This window comes from Polaribacter sp. OB-PA-B3 (genome assembly GCF_054589375.1).
Map to the genome: position 1 here is coordinate 56,338 of NZ_BAAIIX010000002.1, position 17,512 is coordinate 73,849.

Here is a 17,512-nt window from a genome sequence, read left to right on the forward strand (position 1 = left end):
CAATATTTGTGTTGTAATAAAACAATTACTTTAAATTGTTAGACAGATTGTTTTAAGATCCAATTGCTAAGAAAAAGAAGAATTTAAGTATGTTTTATTACTGTTAACTGTTTTTGATTAAAAAGGCTCGCAAATTGCGAGCCTTTTTTTTATTTATGGAAATTTTTATTTGGTTTTGTACTTATTAGAATAACGTTTCCAAAGTTTAGTTTGGTGGGTTTCTAAACTAATATCTCTACCTTGTATAAATGCTTTAGTTAAGATATTTCCTCTCATTTCTAAAGCATCACCTTCAGAAATAAATAAAGTAGCATCTTTGCCCACTTCTAAAGAACCTGCAAAAGAATCGATTCCTAAAATTTTAGCTGTATTTAAAGTAATTAATTGTACAGCTTCTTCTTTACTTAAACCATGTGCAGCAAAAGTACCCGCATAAAATGGTATATTTCTAGTATTCATACGTTCCATTTGCCCTTCCATACCAACACTTACAATAATTCCTTTATCTAACAGCGTTTTTGCAATTGTGTATGTAGAATCATAAGAATCATCTTCGTTACCTGGGTTTCTGTGTGGTCTTTGTAAAATTACAGAAACATTATTTTTTGCTAGCAAATCGGCTACTTTATCTGCATGCTCTGCATTAACAATTGTAATATTATGAATACCTAATTTTTTTGCAATTGTAACCGCATCTGTAATTTCTTTTTGTCCGTCTACATGAATAAAAAGTTTTTTAGAACCGTTAAACAAACCTTCTGTAGCTTGGTAAGGTAAATGAGTTTTGGTTTTATTTCCTGATAAGTAGTTCTTTGCATTATTAAAATAAGCTCTAATTTCCTCTATTTTACCAGCATATCTTGTATCTGGTTTTAAAGCAGGATCTTCGCCTAACCACCATCTACCAGTTGTAAAACTAGAGGGCCAGTTCATATGAATTCCGTCGTCTGTTTTAATTGCGGCGTCTTCCCAATTCCAAGCATCTAATTGTACAATAGAAGAAGTACCAGAAATTGTACCGCCTCTTGGCGTAATTTGTGCCATTAAAACTCCGTTAGGTCTCATAGACTCTACAATTTTACTTTCTGCGTTGTAAGCTATTAAACTTCTAATATGCGGATTCATTCTTCCAATTTCTCTTTGGTCGTCACTGGCTTTAACAGCATCAATTTCTACCAAACCTAAAGTTGCGTTGGCAGCAATAAAACCCGGATAAATATGCTTTCCGGTTGCGTTTATAATAGTTCCTTGTCTAGCTATTTTCATTTTTGCACTACCAACAAAAGTAATTTTACCATTATTAAACATTACTAACGAATTTTCTATAATTTTTCCGTTACCAATATGAGCGGTTGCACCTTCAATTGAAAAAGCTTTTGTTTGCTTATCTGCGGGTGTTTGTTGTGCGATACTATTTCCTATAACAAAGATGAATAGTAAACTATATATAATTTTTTTCATGTTTTCTAGTTTTAAATTTCTTCTAAAGTATCACAATGAAAATCTCTGTCTGCTCTTTTCATAGGTACTTTTGTTTTACCACCATTCATTTTTTCGTTAAGCATCATATTAATTAATCTGCTTTTTTCTTCTTTTATTGCGGCTCTTTTTTTGATGTCTTCTTTTCTATCAAAGAAAATTCTACCATCTATAATTGTTTTTTCTGCTTTTGCATAGATAGACATTGGGTGATGGCTCCATAAAACAACATCTGCATCTTTACCTTCTTTAATACTACCAACTCTATCATCGATATGTAATAATTTAGCAGGATTAATGGTTACAGTTTTCCAAGCTTCTAATTCAGACATTCCACCATATTTCATTGTTTTTGCAGCTTCTTGATTTAAACGTCTAGACATTTCTCTATCATCAGAATTAATTGCTACTGTAACACCAGCATTATGCATTATTGCTGCATTGTAAGGTATAGCGTCGTTTACTTCGTACTTGTATGCCCACCAATCAGAAAAAGTAGAACCACCAACACCATGTGCTGCCATTTTATCGGCAACTTTATAACCTTCTAAAATATGTGTAAATGTGTTTACTTTAAAGTTAAACTTTTCTGCAACCTTCATTAACATATTAATTTCTGATTGCACATAAGAGTGACAAGAAATAAAACGTTCTCCGTTTAAAATTTCGACTAATGTTTCCATTTCGTCATCTTTTCTGTACGGTTTACCAGTTTTCTTTAAAGCTTCATATTCTCTTGCTCTTGTAAAGTAATCTGTAAACATTTGTTCTACACCCATTCTTGTTTGAGGAAAACGAGTTCCGTTAGGACTTCTAGATTGTTTTACATTTTCACCTAAAGCAAATTTTATAAATTTAGGCGAGTTGTCATAAATCATATTTTCTGCGTTTTCTCCCCATTTCAATTTAATAATTGCCGAACGACCACCAATTGGGTTTGCAGAACCATGTAATATTTGAGAAGATGTTGTTCCTCCAGAAAGATTTCTGTAAATATTAATATCATTTGGGTCTATTACATCTTCCATAGTAACTTCTGCAGAAGAGTTTTGCGCCCATTCATTTACAGCAGATGCAGCAATATGAGAGTGTTCGTCTACAATACCAGCAGTTAAATGCTTTCCAGTACCATCAATTTCTGTGGCTCTTCTTGCTTTTAAATTTTTACCAATTTTTGCAATTTTACCATTTTCTAACAATACATCTGTATTTTCTAAAATACCAGCATCTTCACTTGTCCAAACGGTAACGTTTTTAATTAAAATAGTTTTCGTTTCTGGTAAAGAATAATTTCCAAAACCAAGGTTTGGATAACTTACCGGAAGTACAACAACAGGTTGTTCTTTAGATTTTTTGCTTTTCTTTTTACTATCTTTTTTTACTTTTTTACTTGCAGACCATGCTGTTTCGTTTCCTAAAGTATCAAAAGCAGTACCTAGCATTACGTTAGCTGGGTTTATAATTTTACCCATCATTCTTGTATAACCACTATCCTCATTTAAAGTAATAGAAATCCAATTATCTTTAAACGAAAATTTAGATTTAATTTTTTTGTCACCTAATTTAATAGTAGCAGTTTGTTTGGCTCCTTTACCGGTAATAGTTAAATCGTAACTTTTATTGTTAACAGAAAGCATATAGTTACCTGTTATATCTTTAATAGAGATGTCATTTATAACGTTTTTATCTCCTTGAACCCAGTTTTCGTAAATAGTTGTCTTCGCATCAAAAATATCTCCAGAAGTAATAATAAAGTTGGCATAACTCCCTTGATTTAAATTACCAATATTGTTATTACCAATAATAGTTGCAGGAATTGTAGTTAAAGAAGCTAACGCTTTTTTAGAATCAAAACCATACTTTATAGCTTTTTGTAAGTTCTTATGAAAAGATTTTACAGATTTTAAAGAACGCGTTGTTAAAGCAAAATTTACTCCGTTTTCTGATAATACCTTTAAATTAGAAGGTTCTTGGTTCCATTTACGCATATCTCTTAAAGAAATTTGTTGTGCTAATAAAGGATTAGAAACATCGTACGCATTGCTAAAGTTAATAGGAATTATAAAGTTTGCATTTGTGTTCTTTATATCTGCTATTCTTTCAAATTCGTCTCCAGAACCTACAATTGTATATTGTATACCAAATTCATCACCAACTTTGTCTGCTCTTATGGCATCTAGTAAATTACTAGTTTCGAAGATTTGTACTAAATTTTTATTGTTGTTTAAAGCTTCTAAAGCCAAATCTTTATTTTTCATGTTACCATTAGCGTACCAATTAGCATCATTATAAGTTTGTCTTAATAAGGCCATTGCACCCATTCTAGAACCAGGATATGCTTGTCTAGAAGTTACACTCTTATTAAAAGATAAATATTGAGCAGATTTAGTATCTAAAATTCTGTATGCATCAGAAGAATTAGGGTTTAAAGCAATTAATAAGCCGTTTCCACGAATAATTCCATCGTTCATATGAGTATTTACAACACCAAAACCAGCGTTAATTAAATCTTTAGCTTTTTTAGAATCGAAAGAAAAATCTTTAATTGGGTTAACATCTGGTCTAATATGATCGTTCCAATAATAACCTTCTCTAGAAGCAGCATATTGCGTTCCTCTAGAATTACCAGATGCTCTATTTGGTTTTTTAATTCCAAAATCTGAATATAAATCAATAAAAGAAGGGTAAATTGTTTTACCAGATAAATCTACTGTTTTTGCACCTTTTGGTATTTTAATAGATTTACCAACGTTGGTAACTTTACCATTTTCTATTAATAAAGTTCCTTTTTTAATCACCTTTTCTGGTGTCACATAAATAGTAGCATTGGTAAATGCAACTAATGTGTTGTCTGTAATTTTTACTCCTGCGTCTGTTGGAAAATAATCTTGCGCTTGCAAAGAAAAAGCCAACATACACGAGAATAATAAGAGTAATTTTCTCATGAGTTTGAAATAGTTATTTGAATTAATTGCCCTAAATTTAATTAGTAGCATTTTGTTAACTGTTAAATGTGGTTAATTTAACATAAATTTAAGAAAAGTAAATCTATTCAGTATCATCAAAATAAGTGATTAATAAATCAACTACATAATTATAAGATTCAACACCATTTGCTTGATTATTCGCTTTTAGATAAGCACTATATCCTTTTTTAATAACTGGTTCGAAAGGATTTTTATATTCTTGCCAAAAATTATAACTCGCATTAAAATCTTTAGAAATTCCTGGGTTAACAGTTCTCCAAAGTTTGCTATATTCATTACGATCTCTTTTTCTAATTTCTGATATGCAATAGCTAAAAGCCATTCTGTAGCTGGCATATTTAAAGTATAAATCGTCGTTATAATTTGCCGCTAAAAAACCAATAAAGTTCGCTTCGTTTTCGGCTGCGAAACCAATTTGATGTGCCATTTCATGACAAATAGTTGTTGGGTAACCGGTTTTAGGTATTTTACTATTTACTTGGGCTTCACCAGTTAACGGATTTAAATAACCAGATGTACCATTGTAGGTTTGTAGCAAACTCATTAAAGAACTTTTTACCGAACGATATTGATATTTTAACTGTGGAAAATCGGTTTCTAAATTCGCATATCCATCAATAGCCATTTTATACATTTCTTTTTGACTATAAGGATTTTTAACTTTTAAAGAATCGTTGTTTGTTAGCTTAAATTGATATTTATTTAACTTATTAATAATTAATTTTGTGGTAGAAATTAATTGTGCAGTTGTATATTTATTTTGATGATAATTTAAGTTTTTAGCCAAAGGTTCTCTGTAATAATTTAATCCCCAGAAAAAATAAAAACAAAAGTAAATTATTGCTATAATTGCAGTAAAATGAATCATTTTCGGGATAAAATTTTTAAATCGAGTTTTAAGCAATCGAAATAAAAAACGAATAAAAATAAACAATAAAAAAGCAATTAAAACGTCACCAACAGAAAAAGGAATCCAACCTAAAAATATTCTTAAAAATTTAGAAATGTAAGGATAAATTCCGTTAGAATAATAGCGTTCTATAAATGCGTTATTCTTTGCTGCTAGTTGTACTAGAAGAATCATTACAGGCAAAGAAATGGCTAAGAATAAATGTTTTTTATTAAAATTCATACGTGTAAAAATAAGAATTCAAAATAGAAGTTGACTGGTTATTAACAAGATAATAACAATTTAGTTTACAATATTTGTCAACAAATAAATGTTTCATATTACAAACATCTAACAAAGTAAAAAAGTACATTTGCAATCATGGAAAAAACGAATGCAATCGCAGGAAAAAAGATAGACAAGAGTAAAATTATAAGTCTAGAAAAAGGGAAAATCCCGCCACAAGCAGTAGAATTAGAAGAAGCTGTTCTAGGGGCAATGATGATTGATAAAAAAGGAATTGACGATGTAATTGATATTTTAAGTGCAGAAGCATTTTACGATCAAAAGCATCAGGAAGTGTATGCAGCTATTTACGAATTGTTTCAAAACTCAGAACCAATCGACTTATTAACAGTATCTAACTTGCTTAGAAAGAATTCTAAACTAGATTTTGTTGGCGGAGATTTGTATTTAATTCGTTTAACTCAAAAAGTAGCTTCTTCTGCGCATATCGAGTTCCATGCTCGTATTATTCTTCAAAAATATATCCAAAGAAAATTAATTTCTATATCGAGTGAAATTATAGAAAATGCTTATGATGAAGGTACAGATGTTTTTGACCTTTTAGATGATGCAGAAGGGAAGTTGTTTGAAGTAACACAAGGAAATTTAAAAAAGAGTTCTGAAGATGCAGGTTCTCTTGTTAAACAAGCATTAAAAAAGATTCAAGAAATTGGTAACCAAGAAGGGATGTCTGGTTTGGCTACTGGTTTTACAAAATTAGATGCCTTAACTTCTGGTTGGCAACCATCAGATTTAGTTATTATTGCTGCAAGACCTGGTATGGGAAAAACAGCATTTGTAATTTCGATGGCTAAAAATATGGCCATAGATTTTAATCATGGTGTTGCTATTTTTTCTTTAGAGATGTCTTCTGTACAGTTGATTACGCGTATGATTTCTTCGGAAACAGGTTTAACTTCAGAAAAATTAAGAAAAGGAAATTTAGAACCACACGAGTGGGAACAGTTAAATGTAAAAGTAAAACGTTTGTCTGATGCACCAATTTTTATTGATGACACGCCATCTTTGTCTATTTTTGACTTAAGGGCAAAAGCAAGACGTTTGGTATCGCAACACAACGTAAGAATCTTAGTTATTGATTATTTACAATTGATGACTGCAGGAGGAAAAGCAGGCGGAAATAGAGAACAAGAAATCTCTATGATTTCGAGAAACTTAAAGGCTTTGGCAAAAGAACTTTCTGTACCAGTTATTGCGCTTTCTCAGTTATCTCGTGCGGTAGAAACTCGTGGTGGAAGTAAAAGGCCTTTATTATCAGATTTACGTGAATCTGGTGCAATTGAGCAAGATGCCGATATTGTAAGTTTTATTTTCCGTCCAGAATACTACGGAATGACAGAATGGGATGATGACGATCATTCACCGTGTGAAGGACAAGGAGAATTTATCGTTGCAAAACACAGAAATGGTGGTTTAGATAATATTCGTTTAAAATTTACAGGTCATTTAGCAAAATTCTCAGATTTAGAAGAAGGATTTAGCTCAGAATTTCAATCTTCTATGAATGCAGATTTCCCAGAAGATCCATTTGCCGGAGAAGGAGGCGTAGATCCAAAAGATGCTTTTGGCGATGATGATGTTCCTTTTTAATTATTAAAGTATTTATAAATTTATAGAAATACACAATTGCTTCTAAAGTAATTGTGTATTTTAGTTTTTAATATGAAGAAACTTCTAACAATATTTATATTTCTATTCGTTTCCAACTCAATTTGGGCGTCATTTATTTATGTTCCTATGAGTGATGATAATCAGAAAAATCACTTAAAAGCATACGGAATTGTTTATTATTCTTTAGAAGCTGGCTTAAAATCTAAATGGCTTTTAAATTATGACGGTGGTGCATTTTTAATTGAAAACAATAAGATTGTAGAAAATGAGTGTAAAATTAGAGGTGTTTCTTATCAAGTGATATCAGATGCAAAAGCACAATTAATTTTACAAGAAATTGCTGCGCCTTCTTCAAATCAAGATGCTGTTACTTTAGAAAAAGCTCCCAAGATAGCGGTATATTCACCTAAAGATAAAATGCCTTGGGATGATGCTGTAACGATGGTTTTAACCTATGCAGAAATTCCTTTTGACGTAATTTATGACAAAGAAGTTTTAGATGATAAGTTGTTGTTGTACGAATGGTTGCATTTACATCACGAAGATTTTACAGGGCAATATGGTCGATTTTATGGTTCTTTTAGAACCACACCTTGGTATATAGAAGGAAAACAAAGAGCCGAGAAACTAGCAGCCGAATTGGGGTATAATAAAGTTTCTGAAGAAAAATTAGCAGTAGCAAAAAAAATTAGAGATTATGTTGTTGGTGGCGGTTTTATGTTTGCAATGTGTTCTGCAACCGATAGTTTTGATATCGCTTTATCTGCAGAGGGAATTGATATTGCAGAAGCCATGTTTGATGGAGATGCATCTACCCCAAATTATCAATCTAAAATTAATTACAACAAAACGTTTGCATTTAAAAATTACCAACTGATAAAAAATCCTACAACATACGAGTTTTCATCTATTGATATGACAAGAAAACGTAAAATTCCTAAAACATCAGATTACTTTTCTTTAGTTGAGTTTTCTGCAAAATGGGATCCAGTACCAACGATGTTAACTCAAAATCATACAGTTTTAGTAAAGGGATTTATGGGGCAAACAACTTCTTTTGATAGAAGTACGATTAAAAGTAATGTATTGGTTTTAGGAGAAAATAAAGTGAATAGAGAAGCAAGATATATTCACGGTACAAAGGGTAAAGGTATGTTTACTTTTTATGGCGGGCACGATCCTGAAGATTATACACATAGAGTAGGAGATCCTAAAACTGAATTAGATTTACATCCAACTTCACCTGGTTACCGATTAATTTTAAATAATGTTTTATTTCCTGCAGCTAAGAAGAAAAAGCAAAAAACATAATTATTTCTTTTTATCTAATTGCTTAATGTAATAAGAAGGATTTAATTCTGTTTCTTTAAAGAAAGCTTTAGAAAATGTTTCTGCATTTTTAAAACCTACTTCTTTGGCAATAGCATCAATACTATATTTACGAATTGTTTCATCTTTCTTTAAAAATTTTAGCGCATAATCAATTCTTAATTTTCTTAAATAGGTAGAAAAATTATAACCTTTTTGCTGATTGATCACCTTAGAAAGATAGTTGGAGTTTGTCTCTAATTCTTTAGCAAGAGAACTTAAAGTAAGTTTGTTATTTGTAAAGTTTTCTGGCTTTTTTTCAAAAGAGTCTAACTTAGAGAGTAATTCAGAAACAATAGTTTCGGGTAAACTTTTTTGATTTTTTGTAGAACCAATAGTTGAAATTTTAAGTTCTTTTTTATTCTTTAATTTGAGTAGTAGGTTTTCAAATTTCTGTTCTTGTTTTTTTCGTTTTTTAAATTGATAAATAACTAGTATCAAAGAGATTATTAAAACAAGTCCAATATAAACTCTCGATTTCTTGTAAAAAGAAACTTCATTATTTAACTCTGAAATAATTTTCTGTTTTTCAGCAATTAACTTTGGCCTATCGTATTCTTCAGTAAATGTTTTTGAAAGATTTTTACTTCTTTGATTTAAGATGCTATCAACTTTTAAATATTTATTAATGTATTTAAGTTGATTTTTTAAGTCTTTATTTTCTTTAAAATGGTTTGCTAAATATTTATAGCTGTCTTTCTGTGAAGCATGAACTATTTTGGTTCTAATAAATAGAGAATCAATTAAAAAATTATATTTTTTAGTCTTAATTTCATTATTTAGTTGAGAATAAGCTTTCGCAATAATATTATAGGCGTTAAACAAAATTCTATAATTTTCATCTTCTATAAGAAAAGGTATCGATTTTTTACAATTTAGTATTGTCTCTTCATAATTGTGTTCTCTAAAATTAATAATACTCCATCTGTAAAAACAATATCCAACCAATACATTATTGTTTATTTTTTTCGCATATTGATTTGCTTTTTTATTAAAAAATTTAGCTGAATCAATATTTTGTAAGTTTAAATAAACTTTAGATGTATTAATAAGAAGTGAAAAATAATTACTAGGTTCAATCTTTAGTTTATTTTTCTTATAATAATCTAAACACTCTAAATAAAGTTTTTTTGTTCTAATAAACTTTTTATTATAATAATTTAAAGCTCCAATATTTTTTTTTATTATGAATTCCAAGCTATCGTTTTTATGAATCTCAATTTCCTTTAAGGCTGAAATCCAGTTTTTTAGTGATAATTTGTTATTTTCTTTATGAAAATAAAATAAACCTTTATCTAAATAGGCAAATACAGGGAAATTTTTACTAGGTAGTAATTTTGTTTTTTTAATTATTAAGTCTACATAATTAATATATATGGAATCATTTTCATGAATTTCACTTAAATAATACTTACCATCTATAGCATTAACCGTATCTTTTTCCTTAATGGCTTTCTTAAAATAAAAATTGGCAAACTTTTTAGCTTTTAAAGAATCCGTAAATTTATATTCATAGTATTTATCTGACAATTCATCAAACGTGTAGTTTTCAATATTTTCAGAATTTTGACCAATTACATTAAAATTGACAAGAAATAAGAGGGATATTATTATTTGTAAAGCTATTTTCAAAGGAGTACTTTTTCTTTTTTCAATGCGAAAATACATTTTTATTTATTTGTCATAAATAAGTACTCAAACTTTATTAGAACTCTAAAAATATTATTTCTTTTTATCTAATTGCTTAATGTAATAAGAAGGATTTAATTCTGTTTCTTTAAAGAAAGCTTTAGAAAATGTTTCTGCATTTTTAAAACCTACTTCTCTTGCAATAGCGTCAATACTATATTTACGAATTGTTTCATCTTTCTCTAATAAGTTAAGCGCATATTCAATTCTTAATTTTCTTAAATAGGTAGAAAAATTATATCCTTTTTGCTGATTGATCACCTTAGAAAGATAGTTGGAGTTTGTCTCTAATTCTTTAGCAAGAGAACTTAAAGTAAGTTTCTTATTTGTAAAGTTTTCTGGCTTTTTTTCAAAAGAGTCTAACTTAGAGAGTAATTCTGAAACAATAGTTTCGGGTAAACTTTTTTGATTTTTTGTAGAGTCTGAAGTTGAAGTTTCAAGTACTTTTTTATTCTTTAATTTGAGTAGTAGGTTTTCAAATTTCTGTTCTTGTTTTTTTCGTTTTTTAAATTGATGAAGAACTACTATCAAAGAGATTATTAAAACAAATCCAATATAAACTCTCGATTTCTTGTAAAAAGAAACTTCATTATTTAATTCTGAAATAATTTTTTGTTTTTCAGCAATTAACTTTGGCCTATCGTATTCTTCAGTAAATGTTTTTGAGAGTTTTTTACTTCTTACATTTAATATACTATCGACTTTGAGATATTTATTAATGTATTTGAGTTGATTTTTTAAGTCTTGTTTATCCTTATAATATTTAATTAGAAAAGAATAACTATTTCTTTGAGCATGAAAAGTGATTTTTTGTTTTTTATAGAGAGAGTCTATGAGTAAATTATACTTAAAAGCTTTTTCTGTTTTTTTTAATTTTATATAAGATTTTGCTATTAAATTATAAGCATCAAAAATTGCTCTGTAATTTTCATCCTCTATTAAATATGGCAAAGATTTAGAATAATATTTGATAGCTTTTAAATATTTTTTCTCGTAGTAGTGAATTAATCCTTGATTATTTAAGGAATATCCTATTAGTAAGCTATCATTTATTGATTTCGCAAATTTTATAGCTTTTTTATTATAAAACTTACTTGAATCATTAATTTTTAACTTGAGATAGTTTCTAGATATATTAAAAAGAGAAATATAATAGTTATCCGAATTAATAATATTTTGCTTTAAATTATTTTCATTGATAATTTCTAATAATATTTTGTTTGACTCATTTATTTTACCTGATATAGTTTTAATACTTGCCAGTTTTATTTTAAATAGATATTTCAAACTATCATTCTTATTTTCTTTCAAATATTTAAATCCTAAAAGACAATTTTTTAAAGATTCATTGTTTTTTTCATTGTTATAATAATAAAGAGTCTTTTTATAATAAGCAAGCGCAGGAAACATTTTTGTTGGCTTACTTTTTGAAAGATTAATTATTGAATCTAAATAATTTATGTAAATAGAATCGTTTTTAAAAATCTCTCTTAAATAGTATTTTCCACTTATAGCATTTACAATATTTTTTTCTTTAACCGCTTTATTAAAATAAAAATTGGCAAACTTTTTAGCTTTTAAAGAATCCGTAAATTTATATTCATAGTATTTATCTGATAATTCATCAAACGTGTAGTTTTGAATATTTTTAGAATTCTGACAAACAGAGGTAAAGTTAATTGCGAATATTAGCAGAGATACGAATTTAGAAATATGCAATTTTTGTTTTCTTTTATTTTTTCGTAGCAAAAATACTTAATTTCTTGCATAAATTAGGTTAATTAATAACATGTTGTTAGTTAGTTGTTTAAGTTTCCCGTTTATACCTAGTACATCGTAATTCATGAATTACGACTTACTTAATTAGAATTTTCTTTTAAAAAAAAATACATTTACATCGAAGAGTAATTGAAGAAGGGTTTATTATCAAACTTAGATAATTAAAAGGGAAAATTTACGTGAAAAAGAAATATTCGAACCCTTCTTTTACTTTCGCTTTTAAGTTGTCTATTGTGTTAAAAAAAATTACTTTTGCTAAAACAAAAACAACAGAATGCCAACAACACAACAATTACAAGATTTTACACAACAGGTTCGTAGAGATATTTTAAGAATGGTGCATAAAGTAAATTCTGGTCATCCAGGAGGTTCTTTAGGGTGTGCAGAATTTATTACTTGTCTATATCAAGAAGTAATGGATTATTCTACAGATTTTAAAATGGACGGTAAAAATGAAGACTTATTCTTCTTATCTAACGGTCATATTTCACCAGTATTTTACAGCGTTTTGGCTCATAGCGGTTTCTTTCCTGTAGAAGAATTGAATACTTTTAGATTATTAGATTCTAGATTACAAGGGCATCCAACAACTCATGAAGGTTTACCTGGTGTGCGTATTGCATCTGGTTCTTTAGGACAAGGTTTATCTGTAGGTATAGGGGCAGCAGAAGCTAAGAAACTAAACAACGATTCTAAAATAGTGTATACTTTACATGGTGATGGTGAATTGCAAGAAGGTCAGAACTGGGAAGCTATTATGTACGCATCAGCAAAAAAAGTAGACAATATAATTGCCACTATAGATTTAAACGGAAAGCAAATTGATGGTGCTACAGACGATGTTTTAAACATGGGAAGTATTAGAGCTAAATTTGAAGCATTTGGTTGGGATGTATTAGATGTTAAAGAAGGTAATGATATCGAAGCAATTTTATCTGGTTTAGCAGAAGCGAAAGCTTTAACAGGTAAAGGTAAACCAGTTTGTATATTATTACATACAGAAATGGGTAACGGTGTAGATTTTATGATGCACACACACGCGTGGCATGGTAAAGCACCAAGTGATGAGCAGTTAGAAACTGCATTAGCGCAAAATCCGGCAACTTTAGGAGATTACTAATAATTATATTACACTAAATAATAAAAAGAGTTTTTCATGTATTTGAAAAACTCTTTTATATTTTTATTTAGAATAATAGTGTAAGATTAAAAGTATCTTTACAACTAAGAATTTAATTTTTTAACCTTTTAGAAATTATATGAAAATAGGTATTGTTTGTTATCCGACCTTCGGAGGAAGTGGAGTAGTAGCTACAGAATTAGGTATGGCATTGGCTAATAAAGGGCATGAAGTTCATTTTATTACCTATAATCAGCCAGTTCGTTTAGATTTTTTATCTCATAATCTTCATTTTCATCAAGTTGTTATAGAAGAATATCCTCTTTTCGAATATCAGCCTTATGAGTTGGCATTGTCAAGTAAAATGGTTGAAGTAGTTAGAAAACACGATTTAGAAGTTTTACATGTTCATTATGCTATTCCGCATGCATATGCTGCCTATATGGCAAAGCAAATGTTAAAAGAAAAAGGCTTAGATGTTCGTGTGGTTACTACATTACACGGTACAGATATAACTCTTGTAGGTAGTCATCCAACGTATAAAACAGCTGTAGAATTTAGTATTAATAATTCTGATGTAGTTACTTCTGTTTCTAATAACTTAAAAGAAACAACAAATAAATTATTCAATATTACCAAAGATATTAAAGTAATTTATAATTTTATTGATGTAGAAAAATATGATAATGCACATAAAGAAGAATGTAAAAGAATTGCATTAGCTAAACCAAATGAAAGAATTTTTACACATGTAAGTAATTTTAGACCAGTAAAAAGAGTAGAAGATGTAATCAAAGTTTTTGCAGCGGTAAGAAAAGAAATTCCATCAAAATTATTGATGATTGGTGAAGGACCAGAAAGAGCCAAAGCAGAAAAGTTAGTGAAAGAATTAAAAATTACAAATGATGTTTTCTTTCTAGGAAATAGTACAGAAGTTGCTAAAATTCTATGTTATACAGATGTGTTTTTACTACCATCACAAACAGAAAGTTTTGGGTTGGCAGCCTTAGAAGCAATGGCGGCGGGTACAGCTGTTATTTCTACAAATACAGGCGGATTACCAGAAGTAAACATTCATGGTAAAACAGGTTATTTAAGTAACTTAGGGGATGTTGATGATATGGCTAAAAATGCAATTTCGATTGTTAAAGACGATACTACTTTAGAGGAATTTAAGCAAAATGCAAAAGCACAAACAAAACAATTTTCATTAGAAAGTATTTTACCTGTGTATGAAGAGATTTACAAATCTTGTTATAAAAAGTAAAACTTAAACTTTATAAAAAAAGCTCAAACCATAGGTTTGAGCTTTTTTATATCTAAAAATGTAGAAAACTTATTTTCCGAAAAGCCCACCAAGCATTCCGCCAAGGCCACCTTTACTCTTATTTCCTCCTAAAACCATTCCTGCAACATCATCAATTACACTTCCGTCACCATCAGCATCTAAAATTTTCTCTAAGAAACTTTGATCGTTATTCGCAGAACTTCCACCTAATAAACCACCTAAAAGACCTGTTAAATCTCCAGAATTACTAATGTTTTGTTCTTGTTTTTGTTTTCCTAAAACACCCATTAAAATTGGTGCAGCAACTTTTAAAATGTTTGCCACAGAACCAGCATCTAAACCAGATTTTTGCCCTATAACTTGTTCAACACCTTGTTGTTTACTACCTAAAATATGACCTAAAATTCCTGCTCCGTCTTGTTTCACAGACTCATCAACACCACCTTCAAATAAACCACCTAAGTTGTCTAAAATACTACCATCGTGTTTACCTGTTAAAGCACCCATTAAACCAGCTGCACCTTCAGGAGAAGAAGCATTTCTTTCCATTGCTTTCATTAAAACTGGTAAAGCCATTGTTAAAGCACTACCTGTTTTACTCGCATCGTTACCTGTAGAACCTGCTACACCAGAAACAATTTGTTTTCCTAAATCACTGTTTAATAAGTCTAATATACCTGCCATTTTTATGTTTTTAATAATTAATATGAATGTTTTCTAAAAATATGACACAATATACAAATAAAGTCACCTAAATTTTTAATTATTTTTTTATCTTTCACAACTAAAATAATTTTAAAGAAATACATGAAGAAACTAGCATTACACTGGAAGATTTTAATAGGAATGGTTATCGGTATCCTTTTTGGATTATTAATGACAAGAATAGACGGTGGTTCTACTTTTGTTGCCAATTGGATCAATCCTTTTGGAAGTATTTTTGTAAAATTATTAAAATTAATTGCGGTTCCTTTAATTATTGCTTCTTTAGTAAAAGGTATTTCAGATTTAAAAGATATTTCTAAGTTTAAGAATATTGGTTTAAAAACTATCGGAATCTATATTTTTACTACCGTTATTGCCATTACTATTGGTTTATTATTGGTAAATGTGGTAAAACCAGGAGATGGTATTTCAGAAGAAACAATTACAAAACTAACAGAAACGTATGCTAATAGTGGTGGTGTGCAAGCAAAAATAGCCGAAGCGTCTAAGCAAAAAAGTAGTGGTCCTTTACAATTTTTAGTAGATATGGTACCAGATAATGCCATGAAAGCAATGAGCAACAATAAATCAATGTTGCAAGTAATTTTCTTCACCATATTTTTAGGAATTTCTATGCTTTTAATCGGAGAAAAAAGATCTAAACCTTTAAAAGATTTTTTCGACTCATTAAATGAAGTAGTTTTAAAGATGGTAGATTTAATTATGTTATTTGCGCCAATTGCAGTATTTGCATTGTTATCTAATGTTGTAGTATCATCTAATGATCCAGATTTATTAATAGCACTTTTAAAGTATGCAGGTACAGTTGTTGGTGGTTTATTTTTATTAGTTGTTTTTTACATGGTTTTGGTAAAAGTTTTTACAAAAAAGAATCCTTTTTGGTTCTTAAAACAATTAAGTCCGGCGCAATTACTTGCGTTTTCTACAAGTTCAAGTGCGGCAACCTTACCGGTAACTATGGAGCGTGTAGAAGAACATATTGGGGTAGATAAAGAAGTATCTAGTTTTGTTTTGCCTGTTGGTGCAACTATTAATATGGACGGAACCTCTTTATACCAAGCTGTTGCTGCAGTTTTTATAGCACAAGCGCTTGGGTTCGATTTAACGTTTGTAGATCAATTAACAATTATAATTACAGCTTTATTAGCCTCTATTGGGTCTGCAGCAGTTCCTGGTGCAGGTATGGTAATGTTGGTAATTGTATTAGAATCTGTTAATTTTCCGGCAGACAAACTAGCTATTGGTTTGGCACTAATTTTTGCAGTTGATAGACCTTTAGATATGTGTAGAACAGTTATAAATGTTACTGGAGATGCAACAGTAGCTTCTTTAGTTGCTAAATCTGTAGGAAAATTACATGACAATCCGACACCTAAAAACTGGGACGATCATTACGACGAAGTAAAATAATAACGTCTATAAAATGTCTTTAAAAATAACCAAACCCTTGGTAACTGTAGATTGGTTGTACAAACATTTAAACGATACAAATCTTATCGTTTTAGATTGTACAATCCCTAAAGTAACTGATGTTGCTATTACAGACAAAGAGAAAAATCGGATTAAAGGTGCGTTGTTTTTTGATTTAAAAACAACTTTTTCAGATCAAAATGCTTCTTTGCCTAATACGGTTTTGTCTGCAGAAGTGTTTGAAACCAAAGCAAGAGAATTAGGAATTAATAACAATTCTACTATTATTTGCTATGATGATTTGGGTATTTATAGTGCGCCAAGAGTTTGGTGGATGTTTCAGCTAATGGGCTTTCAAAATATAGCTGTTTTAGATGGTGGTTTGCCAGAATGGAAAGCTAACAATTATCCTACTGTAACAAACTATTCTAAAGAAACGGGTAAAGGTAATTTTACGGCTGATTTTAAGCCGCACAAACTAAAAAACAAAGCAGCTGTTTACAATGCAATGGCTAACGATACTAGTGTTATTATAGATGCACGTTCTAAAGGAAGATTTTTAGGAACAGCGCCAGAACCAAGACCAGAATTGTCTAGTGGGCACATTCCTAATTCTGTAAATATTCCTTTTAATAATATACTAAACAATAGAAAAATGAAGTCTTACGCAGAATTATCTAAAATTTTCAGTAAATTTGTTGGTGTAAATGATTTTGTATTTACTTGTGGGTCAGGTATTACGGCTTCAATTTTAGCCTTAGGAGCAGCAGTTTTAGGATTTGAGAATACAGCCGTTTATGATGGCTCTTGGACAGAATGGGCAAGTGATGGTAATTTACCAATTGAAAAAGAAGAATGAG

General features: G+C 29.7%; 12 protein-coding genes. 6 read left to right on the top strand and 6 right to left on the bottom strand.

Going from position 1 to position 17,512, the window contains the following annotated elements; all coding sequences use genetic code 11:
* Positions 1 to 165 precede the first annotated feature (165 nt).
* The 3 genes from ACYPV9_RS03890 to ACYPV9_RS03900 form a co-directional block, all read right to left on the bottom strand.
* A complete protein-coding gene (locus tag ACYPV9_RS03890) occupies positions 166 to 1,461 on the bottom strand; it encodes an amidohydrolase family protein (RefSeq protein WP_459741745.1) in 1,296 nt (431 codons plus the stop codon).
* Positions 1,462 to 1,472: 11 nt separating this feature from the next.
* Positions 1,473 to 4,424: an amidohydrolase family protein gene (locus ACYPV9_RS03895; RefSeq protein WP_459741747.1), complete on the bottom strand. Its 2,952-nt coding sequence runs from the start codon at positions 4,422 to 4,424 to the stop codon at positions 1,473 to 1,475.
* A 103-nt stretch (positions 4,425 to 4,527) separates the two neighbouring features.
* Positions 4,528 to 5,598: a DUF3810 domain-containing protein gene (locus ACYPV9_RS03900; RefSeq protein ID WP_459741749.1), complete on the bottom strand. Its 1,071-nt coding sequence runs from the start codon at positions 5,596 to 5,598 to the stop codon at positions 4,528 to 4,530.
* A gap of 138 nt (positions 5,599 to 5,736) precedes the next feature.
* On the opposite strand from ACYPV9_RS03900, the gene dnaB reads away from it, so the two are divergent.
* On the top strand, positions 5,737 to 7,251 hold the full coding sequence (dnaB, locus tag ACYPV9_RS03905) for a replicative DNA helicase (RefSeq protein ID WP_299061044.1): 1,515 nt from the start codon (positions 5,737 to 5,739) through the stop codon (positions 7,249 to 7,251).
* Positions 7,252 to 7,398: 147 nt separating this feature from the next.
* Positions 7,399 to 8,583 (top strand): asparagine synthetase B, encoded by a 1,185-nt coding sequence (locus ACYPV9_RS03910; RefSeq protein WP_459742629.1) that lies wholly within the window; start codon positions 7,399 to 7,401, stop codon positions 8,581 to 8,583.
* On the opposite strand, the gene ACYPV9_RS03915 is transcribed toward ACYPV9_RS03910, so the two are convergent.
* Together ACYPV9_RS03915 and ACYPV9_RS03920 are read right to left on the bottom strand one after the other, a co-directional pair.
* Positions 8,584 to 10,272 (bottom strand): helix-turn-helix domain-containing protein, encoded by a 1,689-nt coding sequence (locus ACYPV9_RS03915; protein ID WP_459741752.1) that lies wholly within the window; start codon positions 10,270 to 10,272, stop codon positions 8,584 to 8,586.
* Between the two features lie 90 nt (positions 10,273 to 10,362).
* Entirely contained in the window at positions 10,363 to 12,048 is a 1,686-nt protein-coding gene (locus ACYPV9_RS03920; protein ID WP_459741754.1) for a helix-turn-helix domain-containing protein, read from the bottom strand.
* 334 nt (positions 12,049 to 12,382) lie between these two features.
* Here ACYPV9_RS03920 and ACYPV9_RS03925 point away from each other — a divergent pair, with 334 nt between their 5' ends.
* The gene (locus ACYPV9_RS03925; protein ID WP_459741756.1) at positions 12,383 to 13,228 is read left to right on the top strand and encodes a transketolase; all 846 of its coding nucleotides are present in this window, start codon (positions 12,383 to 12,385) and stop codon (positions 13,226 to 13,228) included.
* Positions 13,229 to 13,367: 139 nt separating this feature from the next.
* Positions 13,368 to 14,495 (top strand): N-acetyl-alpha-D-glucosaminyl L-malate synthase BshA, encoded by a 1,128-nt coding sequence (gene bshA / locus ACYPV9_RS03930; protein ID WP_459741758.1) that lies wholly within the window; start codon positions 13,368 to 13,370, stop codon positions 14,493 to 14,495.
* A 69-nt stretch (positions 14,496 to 14,564) separates the two neighbouring features.
* Here bshA and ACYPV9_RS03935 read toward each other — a convergent pair whose 3' ends face one another.
* A complete protein-coding gene (locus tag ACYPV9_RS03935) occupies positions 14,565 to 15,200 on the bottom strand; it encodes a DUF937 domain-containing protein (RefSeq protein ID WP_299061027.1) in 636 nt (211 codons plus the stop codon).
* Positions 15,201 to 15,323: 123 nt separating this feature from the next.
* Here ACYPV9_RS03935 and ACYPV9_RS03940 point away from each other — a divergent pair, with 123 nt between their 5' ends.
* Both ACYPV9_RS03940 and ACYPV9_RS03945 read left to right on the top strand, forming a co-directional pair.
* Positions 15,324 to 16,652 (top strand): dicarboxylate/amino acid:cation symporter, encoded by a 1,329-nt coding sequence (locus ACYPV9_RS03940; protein ID WP_299061024.1) that lies wholly within the window; start codon positions 15,324 to 15,326, stop codon positions 16,650 to 16,652.
* A 13-nt stretch (positions 16,653 to 16,665) separates the two neighbouring features.
* Positions 16,666 to 17,511, top strand: coding sequence for a sulfurtransferase (locus ACYPV9_RS03945; RefSeq protein WP_299061021.1), 846 nt, complete (start codon positions 16,666 to 16,668; stop codon positions 17,509 to 17,511).
* The last annotated feature ends 1 nt before the right edge of the window (position 17,512 follow it).